This window comes from Bacillus cereus group sp. MYBK216-1 (assembly GCF_051916495.1).
GTDB classification, from domain to species: domain Bacteria; phylum Bacillota; class Bacilli; order Bacillales; family Bacillaceae_G; genus Bacillus_A; species Bacillus_A thuringiensis_K.
In genome coordinates this window covers 171,912-190,397 of the sequence record NZ_JBQAGT010000002.1, presented here as the reverse complement: position 1 = coordinate 190,397, position 18,486 = coordinate 171,912, and the positions used below count along the sequence as shown (strand labels likewise).

Sequence of the window (18,486 nt, the reverse complement as noted above, 5' to 3'; positions counted from 1 at the left end):
CTAAAACATGTCATGTATTCAAGCTAAATTTAGACAGATAAATGCCCGAGTTGCATCTACTCCAGCAACTGGGGCTACATATTTATACTCAAATTCTTTCCACTACAAATAGAAATATTTATGAAACATTTATCACACCTATGTCGCTATTATCTTTCCGTGCAAATGCCCTTCTTAATATTACTGCTTCTTATTATACTGTGCTTTAAAATCAATATATTCCTGTTTCGCATCTTGGTTATTACCTTGGTGACTATCAAAATATGTATGTATTTTTGATATGTGTTCTACTAACTTTCCTTCTTCATTTCTCTTTTTATAATTCATTACAATACTTACTTCCAATATCTGCTCTGAACCCTTTGTAAACTCAATATGCAGTGCGATCGATCCACCACCATATTCATCATATTGTATTTTCAACTTATCATTAATAATACTTTGAAACTCTGATTCAGTTAGTTTATATCCAACAGTACTAGGCTGACCAAACTTTTTTATATCATCTCCTGGCTTCATCTTTAGTTTCCCAATCCCTTTTAAACGATCTACAATTAAGTTCACGTATGAAACATCCAGACTTGAATCCGTACTTTGTACCTGTCCATTCTCATAACTAATATTTGTACTATAATTAACTTCTTCTCTATAATTTTTATTATCTACTTTCGAGGTAATTTCTTGTGTTGTATTTCCATATAAACTTTTATCTTTCGTATTATATATACCTTTCGAAGTTTGATAAATTGTTTTACTGTGCTCTCCATCTTCCTTTTGCTCATATGTACTATATATACCTCTTTGTTTCACATACGCATATCCATCATCACTAGCGGACATAACCTTTTTCATGTCACCTTCATCCAAAGCTTTGACAAATGGCTCATACTCTATCTTTTTTTCAAAAAAACTACATGCTTGTAGTAAGCTGATTACTATTATGATAGTAATCATTTTAAACACTTTTTTTTGTTCATTTCATCATCACACTACTCTCTACATTTTCAACTAGATAATCTTTTAATCACATTACATAATTAAAATTTCTTTTAGTAGTTAAAATACTCTCCTTTAAACCACTACTTTTTTCACCATTAAAACTTACAATACACACTTTCTTTATGCCTTACGTTTCGATTTACCTTTTTTATTTCTCTTTCGATATCTTGGAGTCTCTCTTTTATGTTGCTCCCACGTTTTATTAAATGACGGAAATTTAAACCTGCAATATGCTAATAGCTGAAATTCAGCTGCACCGATGGCTATCGTATACATTAAAACAGTTCCTATTACATATCCAATAAAAGTATCAAATGCATAATCATTATGAAAATAAATCAAAATAAGAAGGATTAATGCGTATATTGAAGCAACTTTCATCATTGTTCCTTTTGTTTTACTAAAAAAGGACACGGATCTTTCATCCATACTAAACGCACCTTCACTTGCCAATTTAAATGTATCTATTTTTGTTACAATATGGAAAATTACCGCTCCTAAATATAGCAAACATACATAATTCAACGTAATACGATCCATTGAATTATTAGCTATTTCAGAAACAACTAAAACTGTAAGTAATATAGTAGCCATTTGAAATGCATATAATAATACGACAAGTGTTTGTAACTTTTGAAATTTAAATTGTGCTTTTGGAAATAAATATAGCACGAAAAAAATTACTTGCAGAGCATATGCCAACACCTCTAGCTTAACAATTCCTATGTTAAGGAGAACCATACAGTACTCCCAACCACCTGATACAATAATAGAAAAAACGGCTATTGAACTATAAAGTATTCCTCCAAACATAAATCCTGTAGCACCTTCTGGACTTAAACGATCTTTACATGTCATCCTAAATTCATCTAAATCTTCTTTTATATTCCACATCCTGACTTTTCACCTCTATACAGTTTAAATAATTTTCATTCAATAAAATCCCATTACATTCCTAACTTTTTAAGTACATTCATCTTTGTGTAACTATATTCGGATAATATTATCTCTACATTAATTACCGTACATAATCAAAATGCTTTTGATAGTTCAAATAGCCTTCTTTCTCCTCAAAAGCTCTAAATATTCTTCTCTCTTTTACTTAAGCATATCCCTCATACTCCCTGAAACTCCACTCACTTAGTAAAAACGTTACTGTCAGCACAATTGTATCGAGATAATAAAGCTCTTTAATTTTATCTTCAGAAAGGTGATAACCTCCAATCAACAATATGCTAGCAGGTTATTACAGTTATTTTAAATTTGTTTTTTATTTTAATGGATTCGACTTTTGCAAATAATAATGTTGTTTAATTTGAGAAGCGAATATTAAAAACATACTACTTAATAACTCGTGATTAAGTCTTCGCCCTCATATCTAGGATCTTTCTCAACTTTACCATCTTTTGTTTTGATGACTTTTAGTCTACCTAACCACTCTGCTCCGTTATATGTCTCTTCACTTACCCATACATTATGCTTTTTACCATCTACCTCAACTACTAATGTGGGGTGTGTAAACATGAATTCCTTCTCTACATGCCTACCTACAATTTCTGCATGTAATGATGTACCTTCTTTAACTAGTTTACTATTCTGATACCCTTCGATAATAGGTAATCCAATAAATACAAAGAATATGAGTCCAAATACGATTACTTTCTTCTTTGTACTCCATTTATTCTTTTCTTTCAATTCCTTCTGTCTCGCTTCTCTTTCTTCCCGTTCCTCCAAACTCTCATTTAAAGCGTCTTCCCATGCCTTAATTTCCTCTTCGATTTCTGCTTCAGCTCTTGCTAGTTTTTCTAGTTGTTCATCGGTTGCTACCATCTCATATGAGTTGTCTCCAACCAAACAAATTTCAGTACCATTTTCTTTTACTTTTCGCAAGTCTTTTTCTGTACAATTAAACTCTCGAATGATTTCCCCTTGTGTGTTTACCAATCTAACGTAAATGTTTTTTTCTCCTTCTTCTTAAACATCTGAACTCCCCCTTATTTGTTTCCTATCATAGATAACCCTATTGTAATTAAGAGAAAGAAAACGATAATAAGGAAAGTCTTCCCTTTGCTTACTTGTGTTGTAGAACCTTCCAAGACAGCCCATATAAAAATTGGGAAAAGAAGAATACCTAGGAGAATATCAACCAACTTGTTGCTACTCTTCTTTAGTGGTTTTTCTTCTACTATCGGTTTTATCTGAACAGCTTCTTTTCTTATTTGTTTCGGTTTCTTTTTCTTGCGTCTATGATTCCCCCAACTTACTCCGCCACATTTTAAACTTAGCTGCAAATTGATCTTCCATTCTTCAAAACAAATCAGCTCCCTTAGAATGATTTATTATTATGAAAAGACTTTTCATAATTCACATAATCTTGCTTCGCTTTCCTCTTTAACTTCATACTGTCACCAGTTACTCTAGGCATTTTTAGTTTCATTACGTTCCCTTATTGTTCCTATCATAAATCCTAAAGCATCCTCAGGACTCCAACGATGTTTACATATCATCCGAAATTTATCTAAATCTTCTTTTTTTATATTCCATATCCAAGTTTTCCACCTTTAACTACCTTTACTTAAATCATATAGATTAAAAATAAAAACCTTCTCATTTTAACGAAAAGAGAAGGTTTTCTTACTGTTATACATTCATGCCATATTCAAAACTTTCCCTCTTCAAATAACGTATTATAGTTGTTAATCTTTGGAATTTTATTTTTGCTATTAATTTAGGCATTTTTACTTTTCTTAAAAAACACCAAATATGCAAATAATGACGAAATTAAGAGGAATACACCCGCCCCTATACCCTCATATATTTTAAAATAAACAGCAGCAATTATCACAAATATTGACATTATTATTATTAGAATCATTGTATATTTCATTATAAATTCTAACGCTTGATAGATAGATACTATTGTCCTTTGAAAAAAACTTTGCTCTGTTTCTGAAACATTCCGATCCTTAATCAAAATAACACCTTCCCCTCTTTACAAATTGACTTTTGAATAAACTTTCCCCTTCAAACTAGCAACAAAGCGAACTATAGCACGTAACTACTACCAATACAGAATGAGCCCGTTGAAAATCGCATGTCGAAATATTAAGTTAATTACATATAAATTTGAGAACGAAAAACCTCCTCATTCTAACGAGAAGAGAAGGTTTTATTTATGATATTTCCCCAAACCCTATTCAAAACTATCTCTTTTATGATATTTCATGATGTTTCCATATGTTAAAAGCCACAAGCTTAAAATATTATTCTTCATTAAATACAGCAATCTTCACTTCAACATACTGTAAAGACTCATCACCGCTAAACACATGATAAATTGGCGAGGCTAAATTCAGATTATTATCCTCCATATACAGAAGCATTTCACCATATACCTGCTCTGTTAATTTTTCATAATCTCCCGTATATCGTTTCATGAGCATCTCATCAACATAATAATAGCTCCTAAATTGAAGTGTTTCTGATGCTGGAATTTTATCTTCATTCACTGGCATGAATAATTCAACGTACATATTTTCATCAGATGGTATATTTTTCAAAGCATAAAACATCGGACCTTTTACTGTTAAATTCTCTGTTGCAATTTCTGACATAAAATGTTCAATTGCTTCTTCCATATCTTCGTAATGAAAATAGTACTCTTTCGAAACAACATTTGTATATGCAATACTTTGTCCTTCAATTATCATTTTATTGTTTCACCTACTTCTCTAATAGGAGCATAAATATCTAGCCACATGTCACCGTATACGTCTAAACATACGTGATAAAAACCATTATCTAACTTGATATGATGCTGTTCTGCAAACTCATGTATTAAATTATAAGCCTCCTCAATATCACCATCTTCATCAGTAAATCGAACACTTAATGCCTCTTCAATAATTAATCCATCAACGTATTCATATGCAGAATTCTCTCCCAATTTAACACGCTCATTTACTGGAACAGAATACGTATATTCACCGTACTCTGGTTCATTTTCCAATGGCTGATATTTAAAAAGAACAGGACCTACAGCATATATTCCATTATGAACAACTTGATTTCTCAGTGCGATAGCAGGTAATAACCAATCTTCTTTTTTTACAATTTGAGTAATACTAATTAAATTTAAAAGTGATAATGCTTTATATTGAATTTTCATAATACCTACTCCTTTTACTATTCTTTCTCTTGGCTATATATTCTTTTGTTTCTTCAAATGTCACTTACGCTCTCTTTCATATTCCTTCCACATTATAGTAAATGGCGAACATTTAAACCTACTATACTCATTTCCTTTACGCCTTACGTTTTGATTTACCTTTTTTATTTTTCTTTTGATATCTTGGAGTCTCTCTTTTATGTTGCTCCCACGATATGTTAAATGAAGGGAATTTAAATCTACAATACGCTAATAGCTGAAATTCAGCTGCACCAATGGCTATCGTATACATTAAAACAGTACCTATTACATACCCAATAAAAGTATCAAACGCATAATCATTATGAAAATAAATCAAAATAAGTAGGATTAATGCGTATATTGAAGCAACTTTCATCATAGTTCCTTTTGTTTTACTAAAAAAGGAAGCGGATCTTTCATTCATACTAAACGCACCTTCACTTGCCTGTTTAAACGTATCAATCGTTGTCACAATATGAACAATCACTGCTCCAAAAAATAAGAAACCTACATATACTAATGTAATTCGATCAATTGTATAATCAGACATTCCAGGAAGAATTAGAGCCGTGAATAATATCGTACCTAATTGAAATGCATATAATAATACAACAAATGTTTGTAACTTTTGAAATTTAAATCGAGCTTTTGAAAATGAATATAGAATTAAAAAAATTATTTGTAAGCTATATAACACAAGTTCCATTCTAACGATTGTTTTCTCAAAGAAAGTAGTATAATAGTCCCAACCAAACGTTACTAAAGTACCAATAAGAAAAAACATCATTACTGAAACAAACACTATTGTTCCTATCATAAATCCAAAAGCACCTTCAGGACTTAATCGACGTTTACATGTCATCCGAAATTTATCTAAATCTTCTTCTTTTATATTCCACATTACCTATATGCACCTTTCTTGTAGTCTTATTACCAAAATATAGATCCAAGTTTGTGTGTTACTTTTTTAACTCCTTTTTTAGCAAGATCAATTGCATTGTCTTCTCCTCCTAAAAAAGACCATTTTTTATTAATTGCCCATGTAAGTCCTACGGCAACACCAGCTCCAACCACAGTTCCAAGCGGCGGAAGGAAAAACGACCCTGCTACAGCACCAGCGGCCATCGCTCCAGCATTTGCTCCAATATCTACAGCTGAATCTGTTGCTATATCAGCTACATCATGTAACTGCCAACCATCATCTTTAGTAGCGTCTACAACATTCCCTCCGACTGACACAACAGCCCCAAAAATACCTGCTCCTTTCAATACTGTGGCCGGTTTCCCCATACCTTTAAACATTTCTTTCCATTTTCCAGGATGTAAATCCTTTAAACCGTCTGCATAAGCAGTCTTAAATGCACTCAATCCTCTCTCCCCAATTGCAGTAGGCAATCCTTTCTTCTCCCAATCAACGTGGAAATCTTGATAACTTTGAAACTCTGGTAATTTTAAAATGGTTTTTCTTGCTTTTTTTATTTGTGCATTTGTTGTTTTTAAATCACCAAATTCAAATTCTAATTTATTCTTGATAAATCGAACTAAAACATCATCATTATTATCCATTGTAAGGATTTTTGCTACTTTAACCAAATCTTCTTTCTTTAATGTCGATAGTTCATATACTCCTTTCCCTTTTCGACCTTTAGGATCAAAAAGGACGTCTAAAGCATAATTCTTTTTAACATAATGCATGCGTATATAGGAAGCTAAAAGAGCCTTAGTTCCCTTAACACTAATGTCGAATTTGGTCATTGTATCTGCCATTACCTTAATGATATTTCCAATTGCCACGCTAGATATAAGCTTCCCTATTGCAGCGATAGACAAATTTCCATTATTCACTTTTATTTGTTGCATTCCCTCATCTATCTTACGCATTAATTCATCAAACTCTTGCAGGTCACTTTGCTTACTGTTATAAGTCTCTAATTTTTCTAATGTCTCACTGATTTCTTTTTGGCTTTTTACAGCGCCTTCAGTGATGCTTGATGATGATGGATATTGAATTGCGACGATGTCACTAATCGTACCTACTGTTTTTTTCGCCTCTTCATTAGAGTGGCTAAATCCCTCACTATATCCATTAACTTTTTTCTTTACATCATCCAAATAACTTCCATGAATTTTTGCATCTGCATCACTGTCAACCTCACTGTTAAACTCCTCTATTGCTTTTTGAAATTGACTTTTTAACATTTCCGTTGTAACTGTAAATCCAGTGATAACAGCTCCATGAACTGTAGATAAATGATTCTTAATAGTATCAGCAGCTTTCCCTTGAAAAGAGTTAATTTGTGTAAAGTCCTCTATTTTTTGCTGCAATGTTTCCAAATGTTGATTTAACTCTTCAGCACTTGAATTAAACCGCTCTTGCAGTTCTTTTACTTCTTGTAACTCTATGATTTTGCTCATATTTTCCCCCTCCTATCCCTTTACATAGCACGGTGAGCTGAACTGTCTTTCAAATCTTTTCCAAGCTTTTCATCTTGCTGAACCATTTCTTGTCCTGTTTGCTGAATTCTACTAATATCCTTTTGTAGTATTTGTTCATATTGCTGCACTTTTTCCGATAACTTTTCAATCGCTTCACAATATTTTTTCAGTTTACTTAAATTCGTACGATGTAACTGCATACCATTAAATTTAGTCTTACCTAAATCACTAGCACCACTTTTCAAATCACTTACTTTCGCATCAAATACCCCTTTATTTAATTTAATTTCCCCCATTTATCATTTCCCCGCCTTCTGTACTTCTACTTGAATACTAGCGTCAACCATTGAAACACTTCTACTTAGAGAAAGAATACTAGACTCACATGTAGCGATTTCTCTTTCAAGCCGCCGTATAGCTTGATCGATGTCTTCTTGCACTCTCCCTAGTTCTCCGATAAACTTCCCTAAATTCGAAATGACTTGTTGTTCATATGTTTCTTTAAAAGTAGTTGCTCTTTGCCCTTTCCAACTACTCTCGTTTATTTCTAAGGACTTAAACTGCTCTTGATTTTGTTTAATTGCTTCAAGATTATTTACAAATTTCCCTTTAGCAGTTATTAGCCTTCTTAGTTTCATTTGTAGTTCAGCCAATTGCCCTTGTTGATGACTTATACTACTTAATAAACCAGATTTTTGACTATTTAATTCCTCTATCCCCATGCAAATCCCCCCTTAAATAGTTGGCACTTTAATTCTAGTAGCAAAACGATTTTCAACAAAATACCCTTCAAATGGATTTAATTTTGTACTACTTAAATCTTTATTAGATACATCGAAGACCATTTGGCCTGATGATTTTCTAAGTAAAATAACATGAGATTGCGTTTTTATTGTTTTTGAAACTAAGTCGTATCGACTGTCAATTGAATCAACATCACAGCCAATTACGAAGTGGATGCCCATAAATGCACCATTTGTTATTAATTCCGCTAAACTATATATATCGCTATCCTCTAAATTACTTAAAATATCATTTACATCTGCAATTACGATTACAATCGGCTTAAATTTCTTAATAAATTCTGCCGGGTTCACTGTTTCACTTGATGCTTCCTGCTCCTCTTTAAACGCCGCTTCTCTCGATTTATAAGCGTTTGTAACTTGTTTAATCGTTTTCTCAATTCCTGTTTTTTCAGCTACATATAAAGCAGCGCTCTCTCTATAGTTTGAGAAATTTCGTGTTCTTGTATCAATTAAACCTAGGTCAAAGTGTCCACTGTCTGCTAACTGTTGAAGGAATTGATGAACTACATTTTCAACTTCATCTTTCTTAATTCCCCCTACAACAATATTAGACGCTTCTGTTAAATCTAATTCGAGAGGCGTAACGTTTTCTGTCTCTACACCAAATGTTAGTTTGCCTGCTTCAATAATTTTTCTTGTTTCTGGCCATGCAATAAATTCTTTGTATTCTAGAACTTCAGGTACCATAGGAATTGCTTTCGGTCTTTCTCCATCCCAGAAGGAATCCATCTCTTTTCCTTCAGCTTGTATATTTTCAATTCGAGTAAGGACATCTTCTCCATCTGTCGGTAAAGCTGTTTGGAAGATTGTTGGTTCGTCAATTTTAACTAAACCACGTCCTGCTAATTCTTCAATTTTCAACTCTGTTCTTCCTACAATCGCTCTAGATTCTGCCTCATCTATCATATATAGAGCAATTTGTAGTTTAATATTTGTATTTACTTGTACTCTCAATGCATTTTGACGTGTAGCTGTAAGCATTAAATGAATTCCTACCGCTGCCCCTTCACGTACAATTTGTGCAATAATGCGTTCAAAATCTTCGACAAATCCAGCTTCTCTAACAGCATCATAGTTATCTAACGTAATTAATATTGTTGGTAATACTTCTTTACTAGCTCTCTCATACATTTCAAGACTCGCAACGCCATATTTACTTAGCAATTGCTTTCTATCTTTTAATAGGTCTTCTATGCGACGAAGAAACTTCTCGCATTTTTCAACTTGGTCTAATGTAATGATGTCTGCCACATGCGGTAAAGATTTTAATGGCATTAAACCATTTGTTCCGAAGTCTAATAAATACACATGCAAATGCTCCGGACTATGTTGACGAGCTACATCCATAATGACTGATTGTAAGAATGTTGATTTTCCGTAGCCTGGACTTGAGAAGACCGCTACGTGTCCGTCTTTACTAATATCTAATGTTAATGGTTTTTGTGATTGTAATTCAGGCTGATCTAGTAGACCAATTGTTGCTTGTAATGGTTTCTTTTCTTTCGTCCATGCTTCTTTGAACTGAATAGCATGTAAGTCTTGTAAATATACGCTTTCTGGAAGTGGTGGTAACCACGGTCTTGCTAATGCTTCAATTTCATTTATTTCTGCGTAATCGTGAATGTAGTCAATAACAGCATCCAGTTCAGATGGTACGCTTATTACTTCTTTACTGCTACCAAGTCCACTTAAGTCTTCACTTAATATTTCATATTGTCCTAGATCATTTATTGCATAGATTGTTGCATCTAAATGTTCTTTATCCTCTTTATTTTCTACATAGTCTGCTCCGCTCCAAGCTGATTGGAATAGTTCATAAATTTCATTATTCCCAACTTGTAAGTAAGCACGTCCTGGTAATGTAATTTCAGCAGCATCCGGTGTTTTTAAAATTTCATTACTATCTGACGTATTTTGAACTTTTAATGCTAGTTTGAATTTCGAGTTACTCCAAATTTGATCATCTACAACACCACTTGGTTTTTGCGTAGCTAATATTAAATGAATTCCGAGTGAACGACCGATACGCGCTGTTGAAACTAACTCTTTCATAAATTCTGGTTGTTCTGACTTCAGTTCCGCGAATTCATCACTAATTAAAAATAGATGTGGCATCGGTTCACTTACTAAGCCTTCTTTATACAGTTTTTGATACTGATTAATATGGTTTACATCATTTTCGCCAAATAATCGTTGTCTTTTTTGTAATTCAGCTTTAATTGATGCGAGCGCTCTCATACTTTGTGCTCCATCTAAGTTCGTAATTGTTCCTAATAAATGTGGTAAGTTTTTGAATAAATTCGCCATACCGCCGCCTTTATAGTCAATGAGAAGAAAGGCTACTTCGTAAGGATGGAAATTGACTGCTAGAGATAAAATGTACGATTGTATAATTTCCGATTTACCTGAACCTGTTGTACCTGCTATTAATCCGTGTGGTCCGTGTGCTTTTTCGTGTAAATTTAAGTTTACGATATCTTCTTTACCACGTAATCCAAGTGGTACAGCTAAAGATTTATGCGCTGCATTTTTCTCCCAACGACTTGTGATATTCAGTTCTTTTACTTTTTCAACGCCGTACATTTCTAAAAATGTTACGCTTTCTGGAATACTATTTTTTAAGTTTTGCAAATGATTTAATGGTGCTAATGCCCGTGAAATATCTTCTAAATTAAACCCTTTCGGTACGTGATTTAGTTTAAATTGACGGTTAACAAGCTCTCCTTGCTCTAAGATGATGTTCCCTTGTTTTGCATCTCTTATATCTATTACCGTTTTCACATGCTCCGGTAAACTTTGCATAACATCTTGTACAAATACAAGTGATACACCTAATTGACTCGGATCATCATTAAAGAATTCCATAACAACATGGTCTAATATTAGTTTTTCATCTGTAATGAGAACGACATAGTGCGGTGCAAAGTACATTTTTTCATTAGTAGAACTTTTTTCATCTAGTTTTAATTTTCGTTCTTTCAATATTTGATACAAACTATTTAACACTTGATCACGGCTACGATCATGGTATACAAATCCACGTACATTTATATCGCGAACACTTCCATGAGGTAACCAGCGCATCCAATCCCATTTTTCTTTTTCTTCTTCCGGAAAAATAGTAATAAACTGCAAGTCATAATAACTATGGAATAAAGCCGTTTGTGCAACTAATAATTGTAATTGCTCTAACACTAAAGAGCGTTGGCCAATATAACCGACTGGTCCATTCATTAAATCTGTTACAACTGGTACATCTTCCAATGATAGATAACGCTGTCTTAGTTCACGTGCTATATCGATTAATTCATCTTTCGTTTGACTAAATTCTTCTTCATTAAATTGAATTTCAAAACTCGTATTAGCTTGTCCTGTTCCAACGCTAAATGTTAAGAAATCATGATGTAACATTGTTTTTTCATAAATTCTAGGATTTACTTGAACTGCCATATTACGTATTACTTCTACATTTGGATTGTGATAATGTAATGCGTGACGCTGTTTTTCACTTTCTGCATGTAAATCTTTCGTTTTTTGTTTTATATACTCTCTATAGCTTTTATCTCGTTCAACAATGTCGACTTTATATTGCTTCAAATTTTTAATATACGATGTGACAGAAACAATGATTGTTACTAATGTCATCGCAATCGATGCGATAATAAACATTCCATATTTCATGAAAATAGCAAGTAATACAGTTACGACAATCATGACAAGTGAAGGTGCAATGATTCTTGCTAAATGCTCCGTTGGTTTTGATGGCATACTTGAAGGCTTTGCAATTGTCATTTTCTCTTCTGGTTCACGGTAAATAATACGTGGTGAACGATGATAGTCTGGATAACCACTTTGATAATTTGTTTCTGATTCTACTAAAATAGGTAACGCAGATTTCACTTTATCTTCTGAAGAAAGTACTTGAATGTCTTCACTACCAATCTCCAATAAAATACCATCAAAATATAATACGTCTCCTGATTCCAACATAACGCTATCTTTTAACTTCGTATAATTATGAAATACATCCCCGCCATACACGTTCACTTTAAAAGAATCGTACAACGTTTCGCGAGATAGCATTAAATCTACAATAGTCCCGGTAATAGAAATATCATCGTAATCGTTTTGACTCACTGTAAGAGAATGTTTCGTTCCGATATCAAACACTTTAGTTGTGCCAACAATAGATATAAAGATTTTCAAGCTCACATCTCTTGTTTTCCCAATCTCAATTTCCTTATTAAATTCTATTAATTGATCCTGTACCATCCAAGCATTTACTTCATTATTCCACTTTAACTCTATTTCTTGTTCTAAACTTGGATTCGTAATATCATTTGTCCACTCTTTTCCAATCGACACTATTGATTGCTCATTTGGATGTAATGTGCACTTATATATTTTGTCTCCATAAGTCAATACTAATAGTTGCTCCATCCGTGTTCACTGCTCCTTTTCAACTGCTTACTCTTTTTTCTCTGTGTCCGACAAATTTTTATCGCTTGATGAATTGCCATATTTCTTTTTATATTCATCTAATTGTTGCTCATATGTTTTTAACTTTTGATCACGTTCTTCCCCTGATAAATCAGGATTATTTTTCAGTGATTCAATTTGTTTAACAAGGCCGTACATAATAAGCTGAGGATCATCAAGTGTCTTAGCTAAATCTAATGATTTATCAAAATTACCTTTTCCGTTATACATCCAATACAGCAAATACTTTTCATCACTTTTCAAACTAATGTTTTTCATAATCGATTTCTTTTGAGCTTCACCTAGTTTTTCAGCTGTAATGTATGCAAATGCTAACTCATATTTAGATGCAATCGGCAATGATTCAAACTCCTCTTCATTCAATTGCGTAATGACTTTGTCATAATCAGTTGCTATGAAACTTGCATTTGCTTCTAACAATTTATTTTGATAAGGAAATTTTATAAAAGTGAAATATATTAAAGGAGCAGCTAAAATAACTGTCGCCGCTATGAAGGAAAAAGCTAAGTATTTAAATGATTTGTAGCTTTTTTTAGGTACTAACTGCATATTTTTTTCTGTTTTTGTTTGTTCCTTCTCAAAGCTGTCATCAAGAAACTGCAGTAATGCATCTAAGCTTTCCATTTGAGCAACGGTCTGTTCAAATGTTGTTTCTTTTGCATCTTTTAGTAACCCAGCATACAAATCATCAAAGTTATGTTTTTGGGAGAATAAAGCAATAATTAGACACTTATATTGTGTTAAAAATTGCTCTTCTAATAACGGGGTTGGCGGAACAATATCTCGAATTCCTCTATGTATAATACTTGGTATTAAATTAGCATTAAAAACTATATTGTCTGGATGTAAAAAGAACGTGATTCGTTTATTTAAATATTTACGAAACTGCGCAACATTCCGAAGTAGTCTTAATTTCTCATTTCTTCCAAAACGGCTAAGATCGTCCCACTTATGTAATTTTTTATCTACTTGATATAGAAACGTAAACATATCATCCGTTTCTTCTATTGTTAATGGTACAAATTCAGATGATTCGCCCGTAATTATATCGAATTGACGGAAGTCTTTTATACGTGTTTGAGATTTGGTCATCTCCAATTTCCAATTTTCTTTTTCTATTTGAAATTGATAGTTCATTGCATCAATTTGAATTATTTTTTCCGTCATGTTTATCCTCTTCTCCTTTTCTTTATAACCCGTAATAACTTATTTTCAAATAACTAAAAGTAAAAAATATTCTTTATAAAACTTGCAAAATATCTCCATCTGTTATTTGGTGATCAATTAAACGATCATTATCTGTTAAAACAATTGACTTATTTTTCACTTTAATTACAAAATGTGAACCTTCATGATTATCAATCTTTAGCGTATCTAATAAGTTTTTTAATAAATATTTAATAGATTGATGATTCGGAATACGCAAATCATATGTATTTCCATTCCATTTACTAAAATCTACTGTCACATTGATATGTGTTTGTATTGCCATCGCTTTACCTCCAACTTTTACGAAGAACCGTATAAATACCGATGCAAATAAGTAGAATGCCGCCGCCAAATAATAATATTATTGTTATACTAATTGGCTCTTCATTCATTGTTTCATTACTCGCTACTTCATCTGCACTTTTTCTGACAATGTATTCACTGCTAAACAAACTATTTTTCGTATCTTTAACACTATTATTCTCTTTTGGTTTTGTAAAAAGAGAATCTCGCAAAGCTTCCATATCTTTTTGTTCTTTCTTTTTCTTTTTCTCAATTTCTTCTTCTATATCTTTGTTAAATAACTCAATCGATGCTTTATCTAATTCTGTTTCCTTATGTTCCTTTTTATTTTTTTCTTGGTCGCTTTCTTCAAGTCGATCCACTTTAAACTTAATCTTCCCATCATCACCAAGATAACTGTCAGCCGCGCTCCTTATCGGTAGCGCGACAAACAGTAAAAGGATAGAGAGAAATGATAACTTAGCCACTATGCTCCATTGTTTGATCATTTACTTCTTTTTCCTCCCATTTCTTATGCCATACAAATAGATTACTAACCAATCCAATAATGGCAATTACAAACAATACGACAAAAATAACTTTCCCAGTATCTTTACCACTAATAAAATCATTTAGAAAACTTTCTATATACTGAAGCGGTGAGAATTGACGTATCTTTCCGACAGACGACATTTGATCTACTTTACTTCCAACTGCCTCAGTTAAAAACAGGTACATGCTTAAAAATACTAATAGTATAAACATTCCTACCATTTTTATTTGTCGTAATAAGTAGGTTGAGACTAATACAAACGCCATCATAATAAATGTGATGAACGCAATCCATAGTAAACTTTGATCCTGACCAAACTTTAAAAGACGCCCAGAAATGATACCTATACTAATCCCTTCCACAATTGATATACCGAAAGCTACTACTGTAGTTGGTACATTCATATCAATTAATGAGAATTTCTCTTCAAAATGATCTGATTGCATTCTTTTCTTTTCTTGATTCGCAATTGCGTATGCTGTAAATAATGCAACAATGAAACAAGTTAATACAATTAAGTATGGTGTAAAAGCATTTCCTGCTACAATTACTCCATCATTTTGCTTTTGAACTGGACTAGCTAAAAAGTCATATAGCATCTCATTTTGACGATCTCCAATACGGCTATTCGCTAAAATTTTCGTAAAGTTTTTGGAGAATGATTTATCATCTTCCATTTTCTTCGTAAAGTCATTTAATAATAAATCAGCTTTTGAAACAATTGTCGTTCCGCTGTCTTGAATTTCTTTTGCTTGTCCATTAATTTGATCAAATGTTTTATATACATCGTCTGAAGTTGCTAAACTATGCTTCGAACTTTCGACCAATGACTGACTTTGCATCATTAATGATTTAATACCAGAATCTAACGATAAAATAGCTGTTTGCTCACCAGCATGATTTGTTGTTAATACTTGCTGCTCTTCAACTAGCTTTAAGCTATTCTCACGCCATTTCGCTAAACCTTTTAAATACTCTCCTAAATTTTCATTCATACTAGTTGCTTGTTGCGTCGTTCCATTTAATTTCTCCGCTAGTAGCATAAAATTTTGATCCGCACTAGTAATAGATTGTTGATAAGAGTTTATTTTTTGTTTTAAACCTGACATATCTTGTTTTATTTCTGTAGTAATACTTGATGAAACAAGATTTGAAATTAAATCAATTAAGCTATGTTTATTTAATACGTAGTACAAAGATTGATCCGTCGCAATTGCATCTAAACTTCCTTCTTCTAACTTAGGACCTACATCTTTCGTTCTTAAATCAATCCCATAATACATTTCGTAAAGGCTCATTAAACCTTGATAACTTTCGACTGTATCTACTGCTTCTTTTATTAATACACTAGAAGTAATATCTGTTATTTTTTCTGTTTTTTGATGTATAACTTGATTCGTTGTACTTTCAATAACTTTACCGTTATCTGTTCCCGTTTCGCCTCCTGGATTTCCTCCGGTTCCGTTATCTGTCCCCGTTCCGCCTCCTGGGTTTCCTCCAGTTCCGTTGTCTGTTCCCGTTCCGCCTCCTGGGTTTCCTCCAGTTCCGTTGTCTGTTCCCGTTCCGCCTCCTGGGTTTCCTCCAGTTCCGTTATCTGTTCCCGTTCCGCCTCCTGGGTTTCCTCCAGTTCCGTTATCTGTTCCCGTTCCGCCTCCTGGGTTTCCTTCAGTTCCGTTATCTTTCTCTGTTCCGCCTCCTTGGCTTCCTTCATTATTGCCTGTTGTGTTTTCCATTTTTTTGATAATAGGCGTTTTAGCATTGTGTACTAACGGCATTATGCCATACTGTGATTTATGAACCACATTTTCCACCTTGCTATTTTCAGTTTGTGTTCCTTTATCCTCTTTATTAGGTTCTTCTTTTTCAGGACTAGTTTCTTTTTTATGAGTCCCGCTCAATTCCCACTGCCATGTTACAGGAGAGAAAACATCTATATTGATGTTTGGATCTTTTAGCTTCACATGCAAGCTAATCTTTATATCCCCTTCATTACGAGGAGTTATTGTAATTTCTCCTGCTTCGCTTTGTAGAAAGTCACTTGTACGATCCACATCATCAATATATAAAGCTTCTGTACTTCCATCTAGTTTAAACTCTTCTGGAATACTTATCTTCAAAATTTGCGGAGATTCCATTTTAATTACTTTCGCAGTATCACTAAATGTAATTCCCTCTGTATAAAGTCTATCCTTCACTTCTTTAATGGCGTTTCCTAAAGATATTTTATTTACAGGATCATAATAAAAATTATTTTCTTTATTATATTTTTTTGTAAATTGAATTACATTTTGCAGTTGTAATTTCGTTGTATCTGGCAAATCACTTTGACCGATTTCTTCCATGTTTAAACTAGGTAATTTCGCAATTAAATTCTCGATTTGTTTCTTTATTCGAGCATCTGGTTGTTTCATTAATGTATTTATGAAGATTTCTTGCTTTCCATCATTCGACATAGATTGCTTTAACTTCTTAATTACCGTCTCTTGAATATCACTTTCTAACTTTCCTGCAAGTTCTGTATCATATTCAGATACTTGTTTTTTTACATCTGCTAAATATTTTTGAATCGCTGCAGCATCAGTTAAAATATTCGGTTCTTTCTCTGAAAACGTAAATTGATTTGAAATAATTTTATTAGCGGATTCCAATGCACTTAATTGCTTTAAAGCATCGCCTGTATTCATATCATTCATATATTGATTGAATTGATTTGTGAAATTATTCGCTAACAAATTGTTATCAGTTTGCATTTTTTGAAAGTTATTAAAACCATCTAAGTACGTACTGTTAGATTTATTCCCTTCATCTAACGCTTGACCGAAACCTTTTAAAACATCCTGAAATCCTTTGAAACTATTAACAGAAACACCTGTATAATCTTGTACTGTTTTAAATTGATTTGTGTAATTTGCTAACGGACTATGTATATCTTTTTTATACATAGTTGTTTGAACGTTTCCTTTTTCAATTATTTTACCTATATTATCTTGTGCACCTTGTAGCTTACCGATAATACTCGCAAAATAAACGTCGATTATTTGCTTATTGAAATCTTCTAAAATAACAGAAGCTGTATTTTCTGCCTCAGCTTTCAAATCCTTATTCCCAGTTGCATTTACTTTGTAGTTTAACGTTAATTTCTCTGGAATCTCTGAATCAATCGCAACTGCCTTCCTAGAAAAATCATTTGGAATAACAATCATCATATTGTAATTATTATTTTTCAATCCATTTTCCGCTACCCCGCGACTAACTACGTACCATTCTTGTTTCGTATTTTTATTTACATTTTTAACAAATTGATCTCCAAACGCTATTTTATTGCCCTCAAATACAGTGCCCTGATCTTCATTTACCAACGCAACTGTCATTTTTGGTGTAGTATTCTCATTAGCTTTCTTAACATTTTGATTTAATGCTAAATAGGAGACCCCTGTTGATAGTACAAGAGCTAAAATAATAAACAACAAGATGCTCCATTTGAACTTTTTCACTACTTATCACTCCTGCGA

The 18,486-nt window shown here is 32.9% G+C and carries 16 protein-coding genes; all 16 read right to left on the bottom strand.

Annotated features, from left to right (window positions below; translation table 11 throughout):
• Window positions 1-180: 180 nt before the first annotated feature.
• Window positions 181-954: a DUF3952 domain-containing protein gene (locus ACTFRH_RS06545; protein WP_000628357.1), complete on the bottom strand. Its 774-nt coding sequence runs from the start codon at window positions 952-954 to the stop codon at window positions 181-183.
• A gap of 165 nt (window positions 955-1,119) precedes the next feature.
• Window positions 1,120-1,893 carry a hypothetical protein gene (locus ACTFRH_RS06540; RefSeq protein WP_000267093.1) on the bottom strand — a complete coding sequence of 258 codons (774 nt, stop codon included), beginning with the start codon at window positions 1,891-1,893 and terminating at the stop codon, window positions 1,120-1,122.
• Window positions 1,894-2,343: 450 nt separating this feature from the next.
• Window positions 2,344-2,943: a hypothetical protein gene (locus tag ACTFRH_RS06535; protein WP_003300966.1), complete on the bottom strand. Its 600-nt coding sequence runs from the start codon at window positions 2,941-2,943 to the stop codon at window positions 2,344-2,346.
• A gap of 50 nt (window positions 2,944-2,993) precedes the next feature.
• Window positions 2,994-3,290, bottom strand: coding sequence for a hypothetical protein (locus tag ACTFRH_RS06530; RefSeq protein ID WP_001177229.1), 297 nt, complete (start codon window positions 3,288-3,290; stop codon window positions 2,994-2,996).
• A gap of 437 nt (window positions 3,291-3,727) precedes the next feature.
• Window positions 3,728-3,973 carry a hypothetical protein gene (locus ACTFRH_RS06525; RefSeq protein ID WP_000588631.1) on the bottom strand — a complete coding sequence of 82 codons (246 nt, stop codon included), beginning with the start codon at window positions 3,971-3,973 and terminating at the stop codon, window positions 3,728-3,730.
• A 289-nt stretch (window positions 3,974-4,262) separates the two neighbouring features.
• Complete coding sequence (locus ACTFRH_RS06520) at window positions 4,263-4,709, bottom strand: DUF5085 family protein (protein ID WP_000582719.1); 447 nt, start codon at window positions 4,707-4,709, stop codon at window positions 4,263-4,265.
• Window positions 4,706-5,167 (bottom strand): DUF5085 family protein, encoded by a 462-nt coding sequence (locus ACTFRH_RS06515; RefSeq protein WP_000701786.1) that lies wholly within the window; start codon window positions 5,165-5,167, stop codon window positions 4,706-4,708. Before ACTFRH_RS06515 ends, ACTFRH_RS06520 begins: the two co-directional genes overlap by 4 nt.
• 136 nt (window positions 5,168-5,303) lie before the next feature.
• Window positions 5,304-6,089 carry a hypothetical protein gene (locus tag ACTFRH_RS06510; protein WP_000267118.1) on the bottom strand — a complete coding sequence of 262 codons (786 nt, stop codon included), beginning with the start codon at window positions 6,087-6,089 and terminating at the stop codon, window positions 5,304-5,306.
• 29 nt (window positions 6,090-6,118) lie between these two features.
• Window positions 6,119-7,603 carry a T7SS effector LXG polymorphic toxin gene (locus ACTFRH_RS06505; protein WP_000034623.1) on the bottom strand — a complete coding sequence of 495 codons (1,485 nt, stop codon included), beginning with the start codon at window positions 7,601-7,603 and terminating at the stop codon, window positions 6,119-6,121.
• A gap of 20 nt (window positions 7,604-7,623) precedes the next feature.
• Entirely contained in the window at window positions 7,624-7,920 is a 297-nt protein-coding gene (locus ACTFRH_RS06500; protein WP_000503885.1) for a TIGR04197 family type VII secretion effector, read from the bottom strand.
• Between the two features lie 3 nt (window positions 7,921-7,923).
• Window positions 7,924-8,346: a YwqH-like family protein gene (locus ACTFRH_RS06495; RefSeq protein WP_000510565.1), complete on the bottom strand. Its 423-nt coding sequence runs from the start codon at window positions 8,344-8,346 to the stop codon at window positions 7,924-7,926.
• A 12-nt stretch (window positions 8,347-8,358) separates the two neighbouring features.
• Complete coding sequence (essC, locus tag ACTFRH_RS06490; protein WP_440048734.1) at window positions 8,359-12,870, bottom strand: type VII secretion protein EssC; 4,512 nt, start codon at window positions 12,868-12,870, stop codon at window positions 8,359-8,361.
• 27 nt (window positions 12,871-12,897) lie between these two features.
• Window positions 12,898-14,097, bottom strand: a complete 1,200-nt coding sequence (gene essB / locus ACTFRH_RS06485) for a type VII secretion protein EssB (RefSeq protein WP_000136609.1) — start codon at window positions 14,095-14,097, stop codon at window positions 12,898-12,900.
• 73 nt (window positions 14,098-14,170) lie between these two features.
• The gene (locus ACTFRH_RS06480; RefSeq protein WP_001007571.1) at window positions 14,171-14,422 is read right to left on the bottom strand and encodes an EsaB/YukD family protein; all 252 of its coding nucleotides are present in this window, start codon (window positions 14,420-14,422) and stop codon (window positions 14,171-14,173) included.
• A gap of 4 nt (window positions 14,423-14,426) precedes the next feature.
• The gene (essA, locus tag ACTFRH_RS06475) at window positions 14,427-14,930 is read right to left on the bottom strand and encodes a type VII secretion protein EssA (RefSeq protein ID WP_000595655.1); all 504 of its coding nucleotides are present in this window, start codon (window positions 14,928-14,930) and stop codon (window positions 14,427-14,429) included.
• A complete protein-coding gene (esaA, locus tag ACTFRH_RS06470) occupies window positions 14,902-18,468 on the bottom strand; it encodes a type VII secretion protein EsaA (RefSeq protein WP_440048735.1) in 3,567 nt (1,188 codons plus the stop codon). Before esaA ends, essA begins: the two co-directional genes overlap by 29 nt.
• Window positions 18,469-18,486 lie beyond the last annotated feature (18 nt).